This window comes from Streptomyces sp. NPDC028305, assembly GCF_055569495.1.
Genome location: NZ_JBVHTN010000001.1, coordinates 1,401,019 through 1,415,925 on the forward strand (window position 1 = coordinate 1,401,019; position 14,907 = coordinate 1,415,925).

At 72.6% G+C, this 14,907-nt stretch carries 15 protein-coding genes and 1 tRNA gene; 5 read left to right on the top strand and 11 right to left on the bottom strand.

What is annotated here, in order from left to right:
• Nucleotides 1-17: 17 nt before the first annotated feature.
• The 3 genes from ACZ4WQ_RS06400 to ACZ4WQ_RS06410 all read left to right on the top strand — a co-directional run bounded on the left by ACZ4WQ_RS06400 (nucleotide 18) and on the right by ACZ4WQ_RS06410 (nucleotide 1,271).
• Complete coding sequence (locus ACZ4WQ_RS06400) at nucleotides 18-383, top strand: hypothetical protein (protein ID WP_361193788.1); 366 nt, start codon at nucleotides 18-20, stop codon at nucleotides 381-383.
• A gap of 191 nt (nucleotides 384-574) precedes the next feature.
• Entirely contained in the window at nucleotides 575-1,141 is a 567-nt protein-coding gene (locus ACZ4WQ_RS06405) for a bifunctional DNA primase/polymerase (protein WP_311730415.1), read from the top strand.
• Nucleotides 1,142-1,197: 56 nt separating this feature from the next.
• A tRNA-Lys gene (locus tag ACZ4WQ_RS06410) sits at nucleotides 1,198-1,271 on the top strand.
• A 198-nt stretch (nucleotides 1,272-1,469) separates the two neighbouring features.
• Here the strand turns inward: ACZ4WQ_RS06410 and ACZ4WQ_RS06415 are convergent.
• A complete protein-coding gene (locus ACZ4WQ_RS06415) occupies nucleotides 1,470-2,702 on the bottom strand; it encodes a serine hydrolase domain-containing protein (RefSeq protein ID WP_385351878.1) in 1,233 nt (410 codons plus the stop codon).
• Between the two features lie 175 nt (nucleotides 2,703-2,877).
• The gene (locus ACZ4WQ_RS06420) at nucleotides 2,878-3,177 is read right to left on the bottom strand and encodes an ATP-binding protein (protein ID WP_468022079.1); all 300 of its coding nucleotides are present in this window, start codon (nucleotides 3,175-3,177) and stop codon (nucleotides 2,878-2,880) included.
• On the opposite strand from ACZ4WQ_RS06420, the gene ACZ4WQ_RS06425 reads away from it, so the two are divergent.
• Entirely contained in the window at nucleotides 3,169-3,936 is a 768-nt protein-coding gene (locus ACZ4WQ_RS06425; RefSeq protein ID WP_385351884.1) for a DUF5753 domain-containing protein, read from the top strand. The genes ACZ4WQ_RS06420 and ACZ4WQ_RS06425 overlap by 9 nt on opposite strands.
• Nucleotides 3,933-4,124: a DUF397 domain-containing protein gene (locus ACZ4WQ_RS06430; protein ID WP_398369139.1), complete on the top strand. Its 192-nt coding sequence runs from the start codon at nucleotides 3,933-3,935 to the stop codon at nucleotides 4,122-4,124. The genes ACZ4WQ_RS06425 and ACZ4WQ_RS06430 overlap by 4 nt, the downstream gene beginning before the upstream one ends.
• Here the strand turns inward: ACZ4WQ_RS06430 and ACZ4WQ_RS06435 are convergent.
• The 9 genes from ACZ4WQ_RS06435 to ACZ4WQ_RS06475 all read right to left on the bottom strand — a co-directional run bounded on the left by ACZ4WQ_RS06435 (nucleotide 4,086) and on the right by ACZ4WQ_RS06475 (nucleotide 14,869).
• Nucleotides 4,086-5,111 carry a Gfo/Idh/MocA family protein gene (locus tag ACZ4WQ_RS06435; protein ID WP_398369137.1) on the bottom strand — a complete coding sequence of 342 codons (1,026 nt, stop codon included), beginning with the start codon at nucleotides 5,109-5,111 and terminating at the stop codon, nucleotides 4,086-4,088. The genes ACZ4WQ_RS06430 and ACZ4WQ_RS06435 overlap by 39 nt on opposite strands.
• Nucleotides 5,108-6,532: an NDP-hexose 2,3-dehydratase family protein gene (locus ACZ4WQ_RS06440; RefSeq protein WP_361189353.1), complete on the bottom strand. Its 1,425-nt coding sequence runs from the start codon at nucleotides 6,530-6,532 to the stop codon at nucleotides 5,108-5,110. The genes ACZ4WQ_RS06435 and ACZ4WQ_RS06440 overlap by 4 nt, the downstream gene beginning before the upstream one ends.
• A gap of 74 nt (nucleotides 6,533-6,606) precedes the next feature.
• Nucleotides 6,607-7,710, bottom strand: a complete 1,104-nt coding sequence (locus ACZ4WQ_RS06445; RefSeq protein ID WP_398369134.1) for a nucleotide disphospho-sugar-binding domain-containing protein — start codon at nucleotides 7,708-7,710, stop codon at nucleotides 6,607-6,609.
• A 134-nt stretch (nucleotides 7,711-7,844) separates the two neighbouring features.
• On the bottom strand, nucleotides 7,845-8,612 hold the full coding sequence (locus tag ACZ4WQ_RS06450) for an SDR family NAD(P)-dependent oxidoreductase (RefSeq protein WP_311730471.1): 768 nt from the start codon (nucleotides 8,610-8,612) through the stop codon (nucleotides 7,845-7,847).
• Nucleotides 8,612-9,994, bottom strand: a complete 1,383-nt coding sequence (rfbH, locus tag ACZ4WQ_RS06455) for a lipopolysaccharide biosynthesis protein RfbH (RefSeq protein WP_398369132.1) — start codon at nucleotides 9,992-9,994, stop codon at nucleotides 8,612-8,614. Before rfbH ends, ACZ4WQ_RS06450 begins: the two co-directional genes overlap by 1 nt.
• Before the next feature lie 149 nt (nucleotides 9,995-10,143).
• A complete protein-coding gene (locus tag ACZ4WQ_RS06460; protein WP_398369130.1) occupies nucleotides 10,144-10,920 on the bottom strand; it encodes an NAD-dependent epimerase/dehydratase family protein in 777 nt (258 codons plus the stop codon).
• 93 nt (nucleotides 10,921-11,013) lie between these two features.
• Nucleotides 11,014-12,777, bottom strand: a complete 1,764-nt coding sequence (locus ACZ4WQ_RS06465) for an FAD-dependent oxidoreductase (RefSeq protein WP_398369128.1) — start codon at nucleotides 12,775-12,777, stop codon at nucleotides 11,014-11,016.
• Nucleotides 12,774-13,742 carry a dTDP-glucose 4,6-dehydratase gene (rfbB, locus tag ACZ4WQ_RS06470; protein ID WP_352134436.1) on the bottom strand — a complete coding sequence of 323 codons (969 nt, stop codon included), beginning with the start codon at nucleotides 13,740-13,742 and terminating at the stop codon, nucleotides 12,774-12,776. The genes ACZ4WQ_RS06465 and rfbB overlap by 4 nt, the downstream gene beginning before the upstream one ends.
• Nucleotides 13,739-14,869, bottom strand: coding sequence for a glucose-1-phosphate thymidylyltransferase (locus tag ACZ4WQ_RS06475; protein WP_385347103.1), 1,131 nt, complete (start codon nucleotides 14,867-14,869; stop codon nucleotides 13,739-13,741). Before ACZ4WQ_RS06475 ends, rfbB begins: the two co-directional genes overlap by 4 nt.
• Between the last annotated feature and the right edge of the window lie 38 nt (nucleotides 14,870-14,907).

Consider the following 14,907-nt stretch of genomic DNA (forward strand, 5'->3'; position numbering starts at 1 on the left):
TCACGAGGAGAGATCACATGCCCGAGCCGCACCCGGCTCAAGGCCCGCACGGCACCGCGCCCCGGCGGCTGAAACCCGCACCCCTGCTGTTCGAACCGATCGCGGCCGCCGCGGACGAGGCGCACTTCTTCGATCTGGAGTCGATAGAGGACCCGCGCGAGCTGCTGTCCCGCTCCACTGAGCTGGTGCTCGCCTTCCGCGCGGCGGCCGACCGCGCGATGGAGTTCCAGGCGATGGCGGCGGCCCAGCTCGCCGATCCCCGGCGGTTCGACCGGCTCACCCCGGCCGTGATCGCCGAGCGCGCGGAGTGGACCGAGGACTACGCCAAGAAGATGGTCGAATTCGGCCGCGAGCTGATGCGGGGCGGCGACGCGACGGACTGATCGCGACGGTGTTCGCGACGGACCGACCGCGACGATCCTTCGCCGTACGCAGGGCCGCCATCGCGTGGCCGCCAAGGGGCCGTAACAGGGCCGCTGGCATATGCGGGCGGAAGATACCGCACCCCTCATCGTCACGTACCGGTTTTACCTCATTCCCCTAAGTAATCACCTCCACCGGTAAGTGTAGAAACATGACCACATGGCCTCGGGACTCACATCACGCCGCCGCCTATGTCACCCCCGCCGGAGCGGACTGGCTCGCCTCCGCCAGCGCCTGCCCCCGCAGCGTGCACGCGCTGTGGGCACAGCGCCCCACCATGCCCGTCACGCTGCCGTGCGGCACCGTCTTCGACGTCGTCAGCATGGACGCCCTCTTCGGCCGCCGGGTGGTGAGCCGGTTATGGACCGACGGGCCGGGCACCGGCCCGGTCGCGACCGGGCGCGGCCGCGTCATGCTGTTCGCCGCCCCGGGCGCCGCCCGGCGCCTCTCCGCGCTGCTCGGCTGGGAGGAGTGGGCGGCGACCGCCCCGCCGCTGCTCTGCTACGGCTGGGGTGACGCGGTGACCGTCCCGCCGCCCTACCCCGAGGAGACGCCCGCCGCCGCCACCGGCCGGTGGCTGGTCGCCCCCGACGTCCGGCGGCCCTGGCTGCCCGGCCCCGAGGCGCTGCTGTGGGCGTGCGTACGGGCGGCCCGCGCGGCCTCCCAGCTACTCGGCCGCACCACTGTGACCAGCACACCCGCCGTTTTTCCGGGGTGAGGGATATCGATTTTCTCTCCGCCGGATCCGGGTGCTAAGGTCTCCTACGTCAGCAGGCGCCGCTAGCTCAGTTGGTTAGAGCAGCTGACTCTTAATCAGCGGGTCCGGGGTTCGAGTCCCTGGCGGCGCACCTTGGCTCTTAGAGCCACTGACCTGGGGTTTCTCGGTTCTCCGAGAAACCCCAGTCGCGTTTTCGGGGGCCGTGCCAGTGAGTTTGCGGTGAGTATCGGACAGCGACACACCATGGTGTCGGCGTGTCGCTGTCCAATACTCACCGCAAACTCAGGGTTCGGATTCCGTGCCTGCGGCCGCGGAATCCCCCGGTAGCTCAGCCACCTGATCCCCCGCCGACCGGGGCCCCGGTGATGGCCTGCATCTCCTGCCCGATCATCTCCTGCAACGGCACACCGTCGCGGTTGCTGAGGATGACACCGACCCAGCCGGTGTACGGGTAGATGTCCCAGTTGGCGCCGACACCGGGGTTGCCACCGGCGCGCTGGTAGTTCCACTGGCCGTTGACGATGGAGACCGGAATCCCGTACGCCCCGAACGACGCCGGTCCATGGGGGACCTTGGCGGCAGTGAGCACGTCGGCCCAGGGCCGGTCCAGCACCGTTCCGTCGCCCAACGCGCGCGCGAACCGGACCAGATCCGGCGCGGTGGCGAAGCCACCGTCCCCGGGGGCATCGATGAAAGCGCGGCCCGGATTTTTGCCGAGTACGTTCGGGTCCGGACTGCTCTTGTCCAGGTTGCGGACGGCGTCCACCACGCTGCCGTCGGCCAGTTTCATGTACGGGTGCGCGATGTGCTCGTCGGTGAGCCACTGCGGCCTGGTGCAGAACGCCGAGCCGGTCATGTTGCAGCGCTCGAAGATGTTCTCCTGCACGTAGTCCCAGTACGTCTTGCCGGTCACGGCCTCCACGATCAGCGCGGAAATGGTGACCTCCGCCTCCTCATGGTCGGTGTCAGGAGCGCCCGGGGCGCCCACCAGTTTCGCCTGCCGGGCCCGCTGCTCGTAGTACTCGTGCACCTCATCCCGGCTTTGAAAGACACGCTGCACGTCGTCATCCGGGCCGTCGAGCCCGGAGGTGCCGGACAACACGTGGTGGATGGTCACCTGCTCGGCGACCTCCCTGGCGAAGCCCTTCAGGTGGGTGCCCACCGTGTCCGACAGCTTCACCTTGCCCTGCTGCGCCAACTGCAGAATGGCCACCGCGCCGAAGGGCTTGCCCGCCGAACTGAGGCTGAACGCGACGCCCTCGTGGTTGGCGATCCCCTTCTCCTTGTCGGCCATGCCGTAGCTGCGGGACAGCACCGTCTGGCCCCGGTGCGACAACAGCACCACGCCGGAGAACTTGCCCTCGGCGGCCAACTTCGCCACATACCGGTCGTAGGCTCCGCCAGGCCGGGTGTCCGGCGGGATCGGGTCGGTTGGGGCCTGGTCGGCGTGGCTGGGCTGGGCGTCCACCAGCGACGCGCCTGCCACCACGCCGGCGGCCGCCACCCCGCCCCACCCGAGCAACTGCCGCCGGTTGACACCGCGTACGGAATCCGAGTCCATGATCACAGTCCTTTTCCGATGGACGAACTGACCGTTGACGCACTGTGGTCCATGACTCCACTGAAGACGGGAGACTGTTGCGGTGGCGTATGCGATATTCGATACGTCCGCGATACACGTTCCGGGAAGATCGCTGGTCGCCGTACCGAGGTCAGCCCGGCGCGAGCAACCTCGCTCAGCCTGATCGCTCCACGAGCGCCCCGGTGCCGTGCGTCGTCGGCTCATCCCGCTGGCATGGTGCGGTTACCTCGGCCCACACCGTCTTCCCCGGTCCTTGGCGATCCCGCACACCCCAGCGGTCGGCGAACGCATCGACCAGGAGCAGGCCCCTGCCGTGCTCGTCGTCCCGCTCGGGCACGAGCCGCGCGGGCTGCCTGTCGTGCGTGTCCGACACCTCGATCTGCACGACGCCGGTCTCGTCGTCGCACCGGAGCAGCAGCGCGAAGTCCCGCCCCGGGACGAGGCCGTGCACCACGGCGTTGGCGGCCAGCTCTGCGACGACCAGGGCCGCAGCCTCGAAGCCGCTACTGGGGCTTACATCGCCAAGATCGAGCAGGGGAGGCGGTTCCCTCCGAGGGACCTCATCGAACGGTCGGAGGGGGTGCTGGGCGCGACGGCCGCCCGCGTCCTGAGGGCTGCGGCCCGCAGTCTGACGCGCAAGGCGGGGCTGGCGTCGTGGTTCCAGCAGTGGGCGGGGATCGAGGAGGAGGCGGTGTCGCTGTATGCGTACGAATCGAGCGTCGTACCAGGACTGTTGCAGCCCGAGCCGTACATCCGAGAGATCTTCGAACGCCGCCTTCCTCCACTCACAGAGGAGCAGTTCGAGAACCAGGTGGCTGCTCGCCTGACGAGGCAGCAACTCCTTACGGAGCGCCCGAACACAACGTTCTCCTTCATCATCGAACAGGCCCTATTGGAGCGCCAGTTCGGCGGCCTTGACGTCACCAAGGCTCTGTACGACCACCTGCTGGAACAGGGGTGTCACCGCAACGTGGAGATCCAGGTCATGCCTCTGCGGCAGGAGGACCATTCCGGTTTCGAGGGGCCGATGTACCTTGCCGAAACCGCGGACAACCGTTGGGTCGGCTACGTAGAAGCACATGACGCCAGCATGCTGATCACCGACCCGAAATCCGTCAGTGCCATGCTTCAGCGCTATGGCAAGATGCGCTCACAGGCTCTGGGTCGTCAGGCCACCACGAGCCTGATCGAGCAGATGCGAGGAGCGCTATGAGCACCACTGAACTGGACTGGTTCAAGAGCAGCTACAGCGGCGGTGGAGGCGGCAACTGTGTCGAGGTCGCCGTACGTCCTGAAAGGGTGCACGTCCGCGACTCCAAGGACACGCACATAGGCTCGCTGGTTGTGTCTCGCGAAGCCTGGTCAGCGTTCACCGTCCTCGCGGCGGACGCCCAGGTCTGAGGCCGCCAACCTCGCCGCCTCCCGGATCTCGTGGAGCAGTTCCGCCTGGCGCAGCACGGCGGCCCGCCCGTCCGGCGCCTCCCCGCCGCCCTGGGCGTCCCGGACGGCCCGTACGAAGGCGGCGACGGTGTTCGCCACCTGGTCGTCGCAGGCCAGCGGCAGCTCCTTCTCGCCGTCCGCGCGCCGCAGCCGGACCTGGGGCTCGAAGTCGGCGGGCGGGGTGAAGGCGCGCTCCACGGTCAACCGGCCCTCCGTGCCCCACAGTTCGTAGGTGGCCACATAGGGGTGGTCGAGGCCGAAGGTCAGCTGGGCGGTGACGCCGTCGGGGGTGTGCAGCACGGCGGCCCCGGAGGTGTCGACCCGCCGCCCCTCGCCCTCGGTGAGCACCGCGCCCGCGACCCGCAGCTCGGGACCCAGGAAGTGCAGCGCCGCGCGCACCGGATACACGCCGACGTCCCACAGGGCGCCGCCGCCGAGGTCGGCGTCGTAGCGGATGTCGGCGTCCTGGAGCCGGGGGATGGCGAACGCGGCGTGCATCGCGCGCAGTTCGCCGATCGCGCCCTCGGCGAGCGCCTTGCGCACGGCCTCGTGCTGGCCGTGGTGGACGAACATGACGTTCTCCATCAGCACCAGGCCGAGCCCGCCGGCCAGGGTCAGCAGCTCGGCGGTGCGGGCCCGGTCGGTGGTGAGCGGCTTCTCCGCCAGCACGTGCTTGCCCGCGCGCAGCGCGGCCGCCACCCAGCGCTCGTGCAGGGCGGCGGGCAGCGGTACGTACACCGCGTCCACCTCGTCCAGCGCCAGCAGCTCCGCGTAGCCGGTCACCGGGCGGCAGCCGTATGTCCGCGCCGTCTCCGCGGCCTTGGCCGCGTCCCGGCTGGCGACCGCCACGACCTCGATGCCGGGCGCGGCCGTCATGGCGGGCAGCATCCGGCGGCGGGCGATGCCGGCGCAGCCCAGCACCCCCACCCGCAGCACGGCGTCGCTCATCGGCCTCCCTCTCCCATCGCTCCCAGACAGGCCAGCAGCGTACGCGCCTGGACGTTGACGTAGTGGCCGTGCCGGACCAGGCCGCGCAGCTGGGCCGGGGTGACCCAGCGGTATCCGGGGGGCGGGTCCAGCGGGGTGTCCTCGGCCTCCACGACCAGGGTGTGGCTCTCCGCGTTCAGGAACCGCCCGCCCTCCTCCGAGTGCACCGCGTCGTACCGCACCCGGGCGCCGCGGGGGTCGAGGACCAGGTCGAGGAAGGGCGGCCGGTCCGCGGCGGGCAGATGGTCCCAGTTCCCCGGGGTGCACTGGACGGTGGGGCCGAGCTCGACCGTGTCGAGGAAGCCGCCCTCGACGCGCGCGTGGGCGAGCACGTGCAGCACGCCGCCGATCCGCCGCGCCACGAACGCCGTGACCCCGGCGCCCACCGGCTCGAACAGCGGCTGGGTCCACTTGCTCACCTCGCGGCTGGCCGCCCGCACCGACACCGCAACGACCTTGAAGTACCGGCCCTCTTCATGGTCGACGGACATCTCCCCGCGCACCCAGCCGGGCACCGACGCGAGCGGGACCCGCTCGGCCCGCAGCTCGCGCCGGGAGCGCTCGCCGGTGAACCAGGACCGAAGCTCGGCGTCGCTGTGCAGCGCCCGGTCCCCGGCGCTCGGGCCGTGCTCGGTCCCGGTCTCGCGCCCGTACTCCGGCATGCAGGACAGCACGGTGCGCGCGTCCATGTTGACGACCAGGTCCCGGTGCAGCAGCTGGTTGATCTGGCCCAGGGTCAGCCAGCAGAAGTCGTCGTCCGGCGGGACGTCGTCCAGCGCCTCGACGATCATGTTGCGGTTGCTCTTGCGGTAGAACCACGAGCCGTGCTCGGACTGGAGGGCGTCGGCGATGACCCGGCCGCGCCCGGGCTGGACGAAGTAGTCCAGATACTTCACGTCCAGGCCCTTGTGCACCTTGGTGTAGTTGCTGCGGGTGGCCTGCACGGTGGGCGACAGCTGGAGCAGATTGGGGTTGCCCGGCTCCATCTTGGCCTGCATGAGGAAGTGCAGGACCCCGTCGAACTCCTTGGCCAGGATGCCCAGAATGCCCACCTCGGGCTGGACGATGATCGGCTGGTGCCAGTCGCGGTACGGGCCCTCGTCGGTGCCCGCGGACAGCCCCTCCACGGTGAAGAAGCGCCCGCTGCGGTGCACCAGATCGCCGGTCCCGGGGTGGAACGACCAGCCGTCCAGCTCGGCGAACGGAATGCGGTCCACGCCGAAGTCGTGCGCCCGGCCGCGGGCGGCGAGCCAGTCGGCGAAGTCCTCGGTACGCAGCTGAACCCCCTGGCCCGCGGCGGCCGACCGGGCCAGCCGGGCGGACAGCCCGGGGTCCTCCCGGGGCCGCAGGACGGGGCGGGTCGGCAGGCTGGTGGTCGGCACGGGGCGGCTCCTCGAGGTGCGTCAGGTGTGGGACGTGAACAGGGGTTGCCGATGCGGGCTCGGGTCGCGACTGCCTATGGTGCACGGGGCGCTTGTGCCGGGCTTGTCAGCCAGGTCACCGCCTCTTCCGGCCCCGGCATCGACCTGACCTCGGCGCGCAGTTCGCGCGCGGCGGAGGCGTACGAGGGCTGCTCCAGCAAGCCCGACAGCGCGGCGGAGACGCGGACGGCGGGCGCGTCCGGAGGCAGCAGGAGCCCGGCGCCCACCAGCGCCAGCCGCGCCCCGTTGAGCTGCTGCTCGGGGCGCGGCGCGACGACCAGCTGCGGCACCCCCGACGCGGCGGCGGCCACGACGGCCGCGCCGCCGCCCTGGTGGAGCACGGCCCGGCAGCCCGCCGGCAGCCGCTGCGGCGGCCCGGGGGCGCGCCGCGCCCCCGCCTGCCGCAGGGCGTCGCGCACGGCCTCGGGCGGGCCGTCGGCGTCGTCCCAGGCGGCACAGACCCGGGGCGCGGCGGCGGCCCCGCCCCGCTGGGGCGCGCCCGCGTGTTCGTACGGGATGAAGCGCACCGCCATCCGCCGCACCGCCGAGGGCAGCGCCAGGCTGGGCGGGCAGGGGTCCAGCCACAGGTCGGGCTCCCGCGCCGGCTCCACGCCGTAACGCCGCATCAGGCGGGCGTAGCCGGGCAGCGGCGGGCCGTGCAGATCCTGCCGGTCGAGCCGGAGCAGGGCCGCGCTCCCCCACATCTGGCCGACCGCGGGCACCCCCAGCGCGGCCGCGGCCACCGTCCCCGCGTAGGTGCTCGCGTCGTGCACCACCAGGCCGGGCTGCCAGCAGCGGGCGAAGGCCACCAGGCCCTGTGCCATCGCCTCGGCGATCCGGACCTGTTTGTCGCCGAGCGCGCGGAGCATGCCACGCTGCTCCGGGCCGAGCGCCTCGGGCCGTGACGGCCAGTCGGCGGGCCAGTGTCCGCGGGGGCGGGGCGCCGCCGCGGCGGCCCCGGACGCCTTGGGCAGGGTGCCGACCGGGACGGACATCAGACCGGCGTGGGCGACGGCCGCGGCGCAGCCGGACGGCACCGCGACCCGCACCTGGTGTCCGGCCGCCACGAACGCCCGCGCGAGCGGCACCATCGGGGCGAGGTGCCCGCCCGAGGACCAGGTGGTGAACAGAACACGCACGGGACTCCTCCGGAAGTTCGAACGAGCCGGCCCGCGAAATCGAGCGGCTGTCGATGTGCGGCTCCGCCGCGAGGCGGCCGGGAAGGGGCGGGGTGGGGTAGGGAAAGGGGGCTACCGGACACGAGCGGGCCCGCTCACCGCCCGCCGGACACCGTCAGGACCTCGCCGGTGATGTTGCCGTTGGCCGCCGAGCACAGGAACAGCAGGGCGCGGGCGGTGTCCTCGGGGGTGCTCAGCCGCCCGGTGGGCGTGGCGGCGAGCTCCCGCTCGCGGACCGCGCCCGGCAGCCCGGACAGCACCCGGTCGGTCGTGGTCAGGCCCGGGCACACCACGTTGACCAGCACCCCGTCGCCGCCCAGATCCCACATCAGGCTCCGGGCCAGGCCGTGCAGCCCGGCCTTCGCCGCGCCGTAGAACTCCTGGCCGCGCGCGCCGTCCAGCGCGTTGTGCGAGGAGACAAGGGCGATCCGGCCCCAGCCGCGCTCGCGCATCCCGGCCACGGCGCACTGGACCGTGCGGATCGCGGGGGCCAGGTTGTCCGAGACGACCGGCAGCCACTCGTCTTCCCGTACGTCCTCGAACCGTTCACGCGGCCCCCGGCGGCGCCCCCACTGCCAGGCGCCCGCCACCAGCACGTCCAGGGCGCCCCAGCGCCGCTCCACGGCCGCCACCACCCACCGCGGCGAGGCGGGGTCGTCCAGCGCGTACGGCACGGCGAACGCCCGCTTCTCACCGGCCTCCCCGGCGAGCTCCGCGGCGAACGCCTCGGCCGCCTCGCGCTGGTGGCGGTAGGCCACCGCCACCCGCGCGCCCTGCTCGGCGAAGGCCCGGGCGGTGGCCCGCCCGATGCCGCCGGTGGCGCCGGTGACCAGGACCGTGCGTCCCTCCAGGCCGAGGTCCATCACGCCTCGGCTCCCCGGCCGGTCGCGGCCCGTGCCCGCGCCCGGCCGGTCCCCCGCGCGCCGCGGGCCCCGCGGGCCGCCACGAACTCGCGGATGGACGAGACGACGTAGTCCAGCATCTCCTCGGTCAGCCCGGGATAGACCCCGACCCAGAAGGTCCGCTCGGTGATCACATCGCTGTTGGTGAGGTCCCCGGACACCCGGTGGGTCAGCCCCCGGTACGCCGGGTGGCGGGTGAGGTTGCCCGCGAACAGCAGACGGGTGCCGATCCGCCGCCCCTCCAGGAAGTCCACCAGCTCGGCGCGGCCGAACGGGGCCCCGGGCTCGACGGTGATGACGAACCCGAACCAGCTGGGGTCGCTGCGCGGGGTGGCCTCGGGCAGCAGCAGATGCTCCACCCCGTCCAGGCCCTCGCGCAGCCGCCGCCAGTTGCGGCGGCGCGCCGCGCCGAAGGCGTCGAGCTTGGCCAGCTGGGTCAGCCCGAGCGCCGCCTGGAGATCGGTGGTCTTCAGGTTGTAACCGACGTGGGAGAAGATGTACTTGTGGTCGTAGCCCGCGGGCAGCGTCCCCATCTGGTAGTCGAAGCGCTTGAGGCACTTGTTGGACTCGCCCGGCTCGCACCAGCAGTCCCGCCCCCAGTCCCGCAGCGACTCCACGATCCGCGCCAGCGCCAGGTTCGAGGTCAGCACACAGCCGCCCTCGCCCATCGTGATGTGGTGCGCGGGGTAGAAGCTGACGGTGGTCAGATCGCCGAAGGTGCCGGTGAGCCGGCCGTCGTAGCGGGAGCCCACCGCGTCGCAGTTGTCCTCGATCAGGAACAGCTCGTGCCGCTCGGCGAGTTCCGCCAGCTCGGTCGCGGGAAACGGATTGCCCAGCGCGTGGGCGACGACGATGGCCCGGGTGCGCGGGCCGATGGCGGCGGCGACCCGCTCGGCGGTGGTGTTGTACGTACCGAGGTCGACATCGACGAAGACCGGCACCAGCCCGTTCTGGAGGATCGGATTGACGGTGGTGGGGAACCCCGCCGCGACGGTGATCACCTCGTCCCCCGGGCGCAGCCGCCGGTCCTCCAGCTGCGGTGACGTCAGTGCCGCGACGGCCAGCAGATTCGCCGAGGAGCCGGAGTTCGTCAGGTGCGCCTTGCGCAGCCCCAGCTTGCGGGCGAACTCCGACTCGAACTTCCGGGAGCTGCGCCCGGCGGCGATCCGCATCTCCAGGGCGGCCTCCACCAGGGACACCCGGTCGTCCTCGTCCAGCACCGCGCCCGACGGCCAGATCTCGGTCACTCCGGGGACGAACGCCCGGCGGGGCTCGCGCTCCTGCTCCCGCTCCTGGTGGTACTTGCGGACCTCATCGAGAACCAGCGCCCTGTGGTCGCTCATCGCCACGCCCTTCCTGTCCGTAACCGCTCACCACTGGCCACCGCCTGTGCCGTCGTCGTCCGTTCCGTACAGACCGGACCCTGCCGTCATCGGCTCGAAGCCCCCTCGACACCCGGTCGGGCGGCGGCCCCGCGACCGCACCCCCGCTATCAGCGGCAGCCGGGCGCCTCGGGCACGGCCGGGCCGGTGGCGCAGGTCTTGGCGAAGGCGTCGAGGACCCGTCGGTAGTAGCCGGGGCCGAAGCCCATCCGGGCCGTCTGCGGGACCAGGGCCCGCAGCTTCTCGGTGGAGATGACGTGCTGAGCGCCTGCCTCCCGGTACTCCCGGTGCGCCACCAGACCCAGCCGTCCCTCCAGATGGTCGACGATGCGCTCCACCGGAACCGCCTCCCCCGAGGCCACGTTGACCGTCTCGCCCCGCAGATCCTGTGTCAGCAGCAGGTCGATGACGCGCACCACGTCCACCACGTCGATCAGATCCCGCGCCGCCCCCCGGTGGATCCGCACCCGGCCCTCCCGCATCTGCCGCACCAGCGCGGGCAGCAGCTGGTGCGGCGGCTGCCCGGGGCCGACCAGATGGCCGAGGCGCAGCACCAGCCACTCGGCCCCGGAGTCGTGCAACTGCCGCTCCAGCCCCAGCTTGTGCGCCCCGTACGGGGTGCAGGGCACGACCGGGGCGTCCTCCCGGCCGGGGCCGTCCACCCCGCCGTACATCCCGGTGGAGGCGGTGGAGAAGAACAGCAGCCGCCGTCCGGTGGCCCGGCACCCCCGCGCCACCTCCGCCAGCAGGGCCGCCTCCCGCGCGAAGTCCGCGTCCGAGGTGCCGCTCGCCCAGGACACACCGGCCGCGAGGACCACGGTGTCCGGGTGCTGATGGGCGATCGGCTCAAGACTCCGGGCGAGGAACCCGTTTCCCACAATCTCCATGCCACGTCCTGAGGTGAGAGTCGGTGTCGTAGGGGGCGGTGCCGGGGGCCGGTCGGTGGGAGACCGCGCGCAGGACGCGCATCGGGGCTCGCATCAGGACTCGCCTCCCAGCACCTCGGGCCGCGGTGCGCCCGTGCGTCCGACCACGTACAGCACCGGCCGCAGCCCCAGCGCGGCGAGCGCGTCGCGCGGGCGGTCGGCGGCGGTGCCACGGGCCGCCGAGTAGCCGTCCGGCCGGATCAGCAGCCAGCCGCCGGGCTCGGCGCCCAGGTCGGCCCGCAGCCGGCCGTCCGGGTCGGCCAGCGGCCCCGGCGCGCCTTCCCCGGGCGACCCGGGCACGGGCGACCCCGGCACGGGCGTCCCGGGCACGGCCGTACGGACGCTCAGATAGCCGCCGTACGCCTCGGCGAGCGCGCACAGCGACGGGTACTGGTCGGGGGTGGCGAAGGCGAGCAGCGTCCAGCCGGGCCGGGCCAGTTCGGCGGTCAGCTCCCGCCACCCGGGGCTGCGCGCCGCCCGCCGCGGCCCCACCTTGGCCACCCGGGTGCCGGCCGTCTCCCCCAGGACCGCGGACCCGGCCCGGTACGTCAGGTCGAGCGCGGTCATCCCGCCCATGATCCGGCGCTGGATACGGGCCCTGAGCGGCGGCAGCGCGCGGACGACGCCGAACGCCGCGCGCAGCAGCGAGGCGGTGGTACGGCTGCGCAGCTGCACCAGCGCGGTGGCGAACCGCGTGGAGTGCAGCAGCCGCTCGCCGACCGGCACCCGCTCCGCGCCGTAGGAGTCGAGCAGCCGGGTGTTCGCCTCGCCGCGGATGACGGCGGCGAGCTTCCAGGCGAGGTTGGCGGCATCCTGGACGCCGGTGTTCATGCCCTGTCCGGAGGCGGGGCTGTGCACATGGGCCGCGTCGCCCGCGACGAACACCCGCCCCGCGCGCATGCGCGGCACCATGCGCTGCTGGATGGAGAACACCGACACCCAGCTGGGTGTCCCGACCCGCGCCGGGCGGCCGGTGCCCGCGCGGATCTTGGCGGTGAACCGCCGCGCCACCGCAGCGTCCTGCGCCTCGCCGCCGTCGTAGTCGACGTCCGTGGTGTCCAGCAGCCGCCACTTGCCGGGCTCCGGGAAGGGCACCATCATCACGGTCCCGGCGGGGGTGCGCATCCAGTGGATGCTGTCGCGCGGCAGGTCGCAGTCCACGACCGCGTCGGCGATCAGCCAGGTCTCGCTGGAGTCGCCGAGCAGCGGCAGCCCGAGTTTCTTGCGCACCGTGCTGTGCCCGCCGTCGCAGCCCACCAGCCACCCGGCGCGGATCTCCGCCACGCCGCCGTCCGCGCGGCTCAGCCGGGCGCGCACCGCGGTGCCCAGGTCCTCGAACCCGGTCAGCCGCATGCCCCACTCCACGTCGACCCCGTGCCGGGACGCGGCCGTGCGCAGCACCTCCTCGGTGATCACCTGGTCGACCATGAGGGTGAAGGGGAAACGGGTGGGCAGCCGGCTGTAGTCGGTGTCGAGGCGGATGAGGCGGCGGCCGTTCTGGTGCAGGGTGAAGTGTTCCACCCGCTGTCCGCGGGGCAGCAGGTCGGCGGCCACGCCCATCTGGTCGTAGGTCTCCAGGGTGCGCGCGTGGGTGGCCAGGGCGCGGCTGGTGGTGGCCGGGCCCGGGGCGCCGTCCACCAGGCGCACCCGCACCCCGTGGCGGGCCAGTTCATGCGCCATGGTGAGCCCCACTGGCCCGGCGCCGACCACCAGCACCTGCGTGTCCGTGTGGTCCTTGTGGCCCCCGTGGCCTCCGTGTTCCTTGTGGGCCCGCGGCCCCGGGTCGTCCCCCGGCTGGTGCCGCTGCGTGAGACTCATCCGCGCGTCTCCCCCTTCCACCAGCCCGGGTTGTCGCGGTACCAGGCGACGGTGGCGGCCAGGCCGGTGTCGAAGGGCACGCGCGGCGCGTAGCCCAGCTCCTCCCGGATCTTCGTCTCGTCGAGGGAGTAGCGCAGGTCGTGGCCCTTGCGGTCGGCGACGTGGCGCACCATGCGCTCGTCGGCGCCGCACAGCTCCAGCAGCCGTCGGGTCAGGGCGGCGTTGGTGTACTCGTTGCCCCCGCCCACGTTGTAGATCTCGCCCGCCCGGCCTCGGTTGAGCACCAGGTGGATCGCGCGGCAGTGGTCCTCTACGTGCAGCCACTCGCGCATGTTCGAGCCGTCGCCGTAGAGCGGGACCTCCTTGCCGTCCAGGAGGTTGGTGACGAACAGCGGTATGAGCTTCTCGGGGTGCTGGTAGGGGCCGTAGTTGTTGGAACACCTGGTGATGGACACATCGAGGCCGTGGGTGCGCCAGCAGGCGCGGGCGATCAGGTCGGAGGCCGCCTTGGACGCCGCGTACGGGGTGTTGGGCGCGAGCGGCCACTCCTCGGTCCACGAGCCGTGCTCGATCGAGCCGTAGACCTCGTCGGTGGACACGTGCACCACGCGGGGGACGCGGGCGCGCAGACAGGCGTCGAGCAGGATCTGGGTGCCGCAGGCGTTGGTGGTCACGAAGTCGGCGGCGGCCTCCAGGGAGCGGTCGACATGCGACTCGGCGGCGAAGTGCACCACCGCGTCGTGCCCCGGCAGGAGGTCGCTCAGCAGCGCGGGGTCGCAGATGTCGCCGCGTACGAAGGTCAGGCGCGGATCGGCGGCCGGGAGGCTGTCCCGGTGTCCGGCGTAGGTCAGCTTGTCCAGGACGGTGACCCGGGCGCCCGCGCAGCCGGGGTAGCCGTCGGCGAGCAGGGTGCGGACGTAGGTCGAGCCGATGAAGCCGGCGCCGCCGGTGACCAGGATCCTCACGCGGCCACCTCGATACGGGTGTGATCGCCGACGACGAGGCGGTGGCGGCTGGAGGCCATCCGCGGGCCGGTGGTGACGCCCGTGGCGGCTCCGGGGGCGGCTTCGGGGGCGGCTTCCGGGGGCGGGACGGTGGCGATGGCGGCGGAGCGGCCGATGACCGAGCCGTACAGCCCGCGCACCCGGGAGAGGGAGGCGCCGTCCAGCACGATCGAGTCGTCCAGCCGGGTGTCGCGCAGCACGCAGTGGCTGCCGACCGAGGTGTGCGGCCCCACGTGGCTGTCCTCCACCAGCGTGCCCGCGCCGATGATCGCCGGTCCCTCGATCCGGGAGCGCACCACCCGGGCGCCCGGCTCGACCACGACCGGCCCGGTGATCTCGCTGACCTCGTCGACGTCCGCCGCCACCGAGCGGGTGAGGGTGCGCAGCACCTCGCGGTTGCAGTCCAGGACGTCCTCGACGCGCCCGGTGTCCTTCCAGTAGCCCGAGTACTCGCTGGCCCGTACCGTCTCGCCCCGGGCGACCAGCCACTGGATGGCGTCGGTGATCTCCAGTTCGCCGCGCGCGCTCGGCTCGATCGCGGAGACGGCCTCGTGGATGGCGGGGGTGAAGAAGTAGACGCCGATCAGGGCCAGATCCGTGCGCGGCCGCGCGGGCTTCTCGACCAGCCGCAGCACCGAGCCGTCCGCCGCCACCTCCGCCACCCCGAACGCCTGCGGATCGGGGACCTTGTGCACCACCACCTGCGCGGCGGGCCGCTTGGCGCGGAACTCGGCCGCGACGGCCGCCACCCCTTCCGGGAGCATGTTGTCGCCGAGGTACATCACGAAGTCGTCGTCGCCCAGGAAGTCGCGGGCGATGGCGACGCAGTGGGCCAGCCCCAGCGGCTCGGTCTGCTGGATGTAGGTGATCCGCACGCCGAGGGCCGAACCGTCGCCCAGCGCCGCCGAGATCGCCCGGAGCTGGTTGCCGACGACGATGCCGATGTCCGTGACGCCGATGTCGCGGATCGCCGTCAGGACGTGTTCGAGGACCGGCTTGTTGGCGATGGGGATGAGCTGCTTGGGCATCGAGTAGCTGAACGGGCGCAGGCGGGTGCCCGACCCACCGGACAGCACGAGAGCCTTCATGTAAGTCCTCCTTAGCGGACAGCGCGAGCATGTGAGCG

Coding starts and splice junctions, on each gene's coding strand:
- ACZ4WQ_RS06450 (WP_311730471.1), bottom strand. CDS start 8,612: ATGGACCTCGGCCTGGAGGGACGCACGGTCCTGGTCACCGGCGCCACC.
- ACZ4WQ_RS06475 (WP_385347103.1), bottom strand. CDS start 14,869: ATGAAGGCTCTCGTGCTGTCCGGTGGGTCGGGCACCCGCCTGCGCCCG.
- ACZ4WQ_RS06435 (WP_398369137.1), bottom strand. CDS start 5,111: ATGAGCGACGCCGTGCTGCGGGTGGGGGTGCTGGGCTGCGCCGGCATC.
- ACZ4WQ_RS06465 (WP_398369128.1), bottom strand. CDS start 12,777: ATGAGTCTCACGCAGCGGCACCAGCCGGGGGACGACCCGGGGCCGCGG.
- ACZ4WQ_RS06400 (WP_361193788.1), top strand. CDS start 18: ATGCCCGAGCCGCACCCGGCTCAAGGCCCGCACGGCACCGCGCCCCGG.
- ACZ4WQ_RS06415 (WP_385351878.1), bottom strand. CDS start 2,702: ATGGACTCGGATTCCGTACGCGGTGTCAACCGGCGGCAGTTGCTCGGG.
- ACZ4WQ_RS06460 (WP_398369130.1), bottom strand. CDS start 10,920: ATGGAGATTGTGGGAAACGGGTTCCTCGCCCGGAGTCTTGAGCCGATC.
- ACZ4WQ_RS06430 (WP_398369139.1), top strand. CDS start 3,933: ATGAGCACCACTGAACTGGACTGGTTCAAGAGCAGCTACAGCGGCGGT.
- ACZ4WQ_RS06405 (WP_311730415.1), top strand. CDS start 575: ATGACCACATGGCCTCGGGACTCACATCACGCCGCCGCCTATGTCACC.
- rfbH (WP_398369132.1), bottom strand. CDS start 9,994: ATGAGCGACCACAGGGCGCTGGTTCTCGATGAGGTCCGCAAGTACCAC.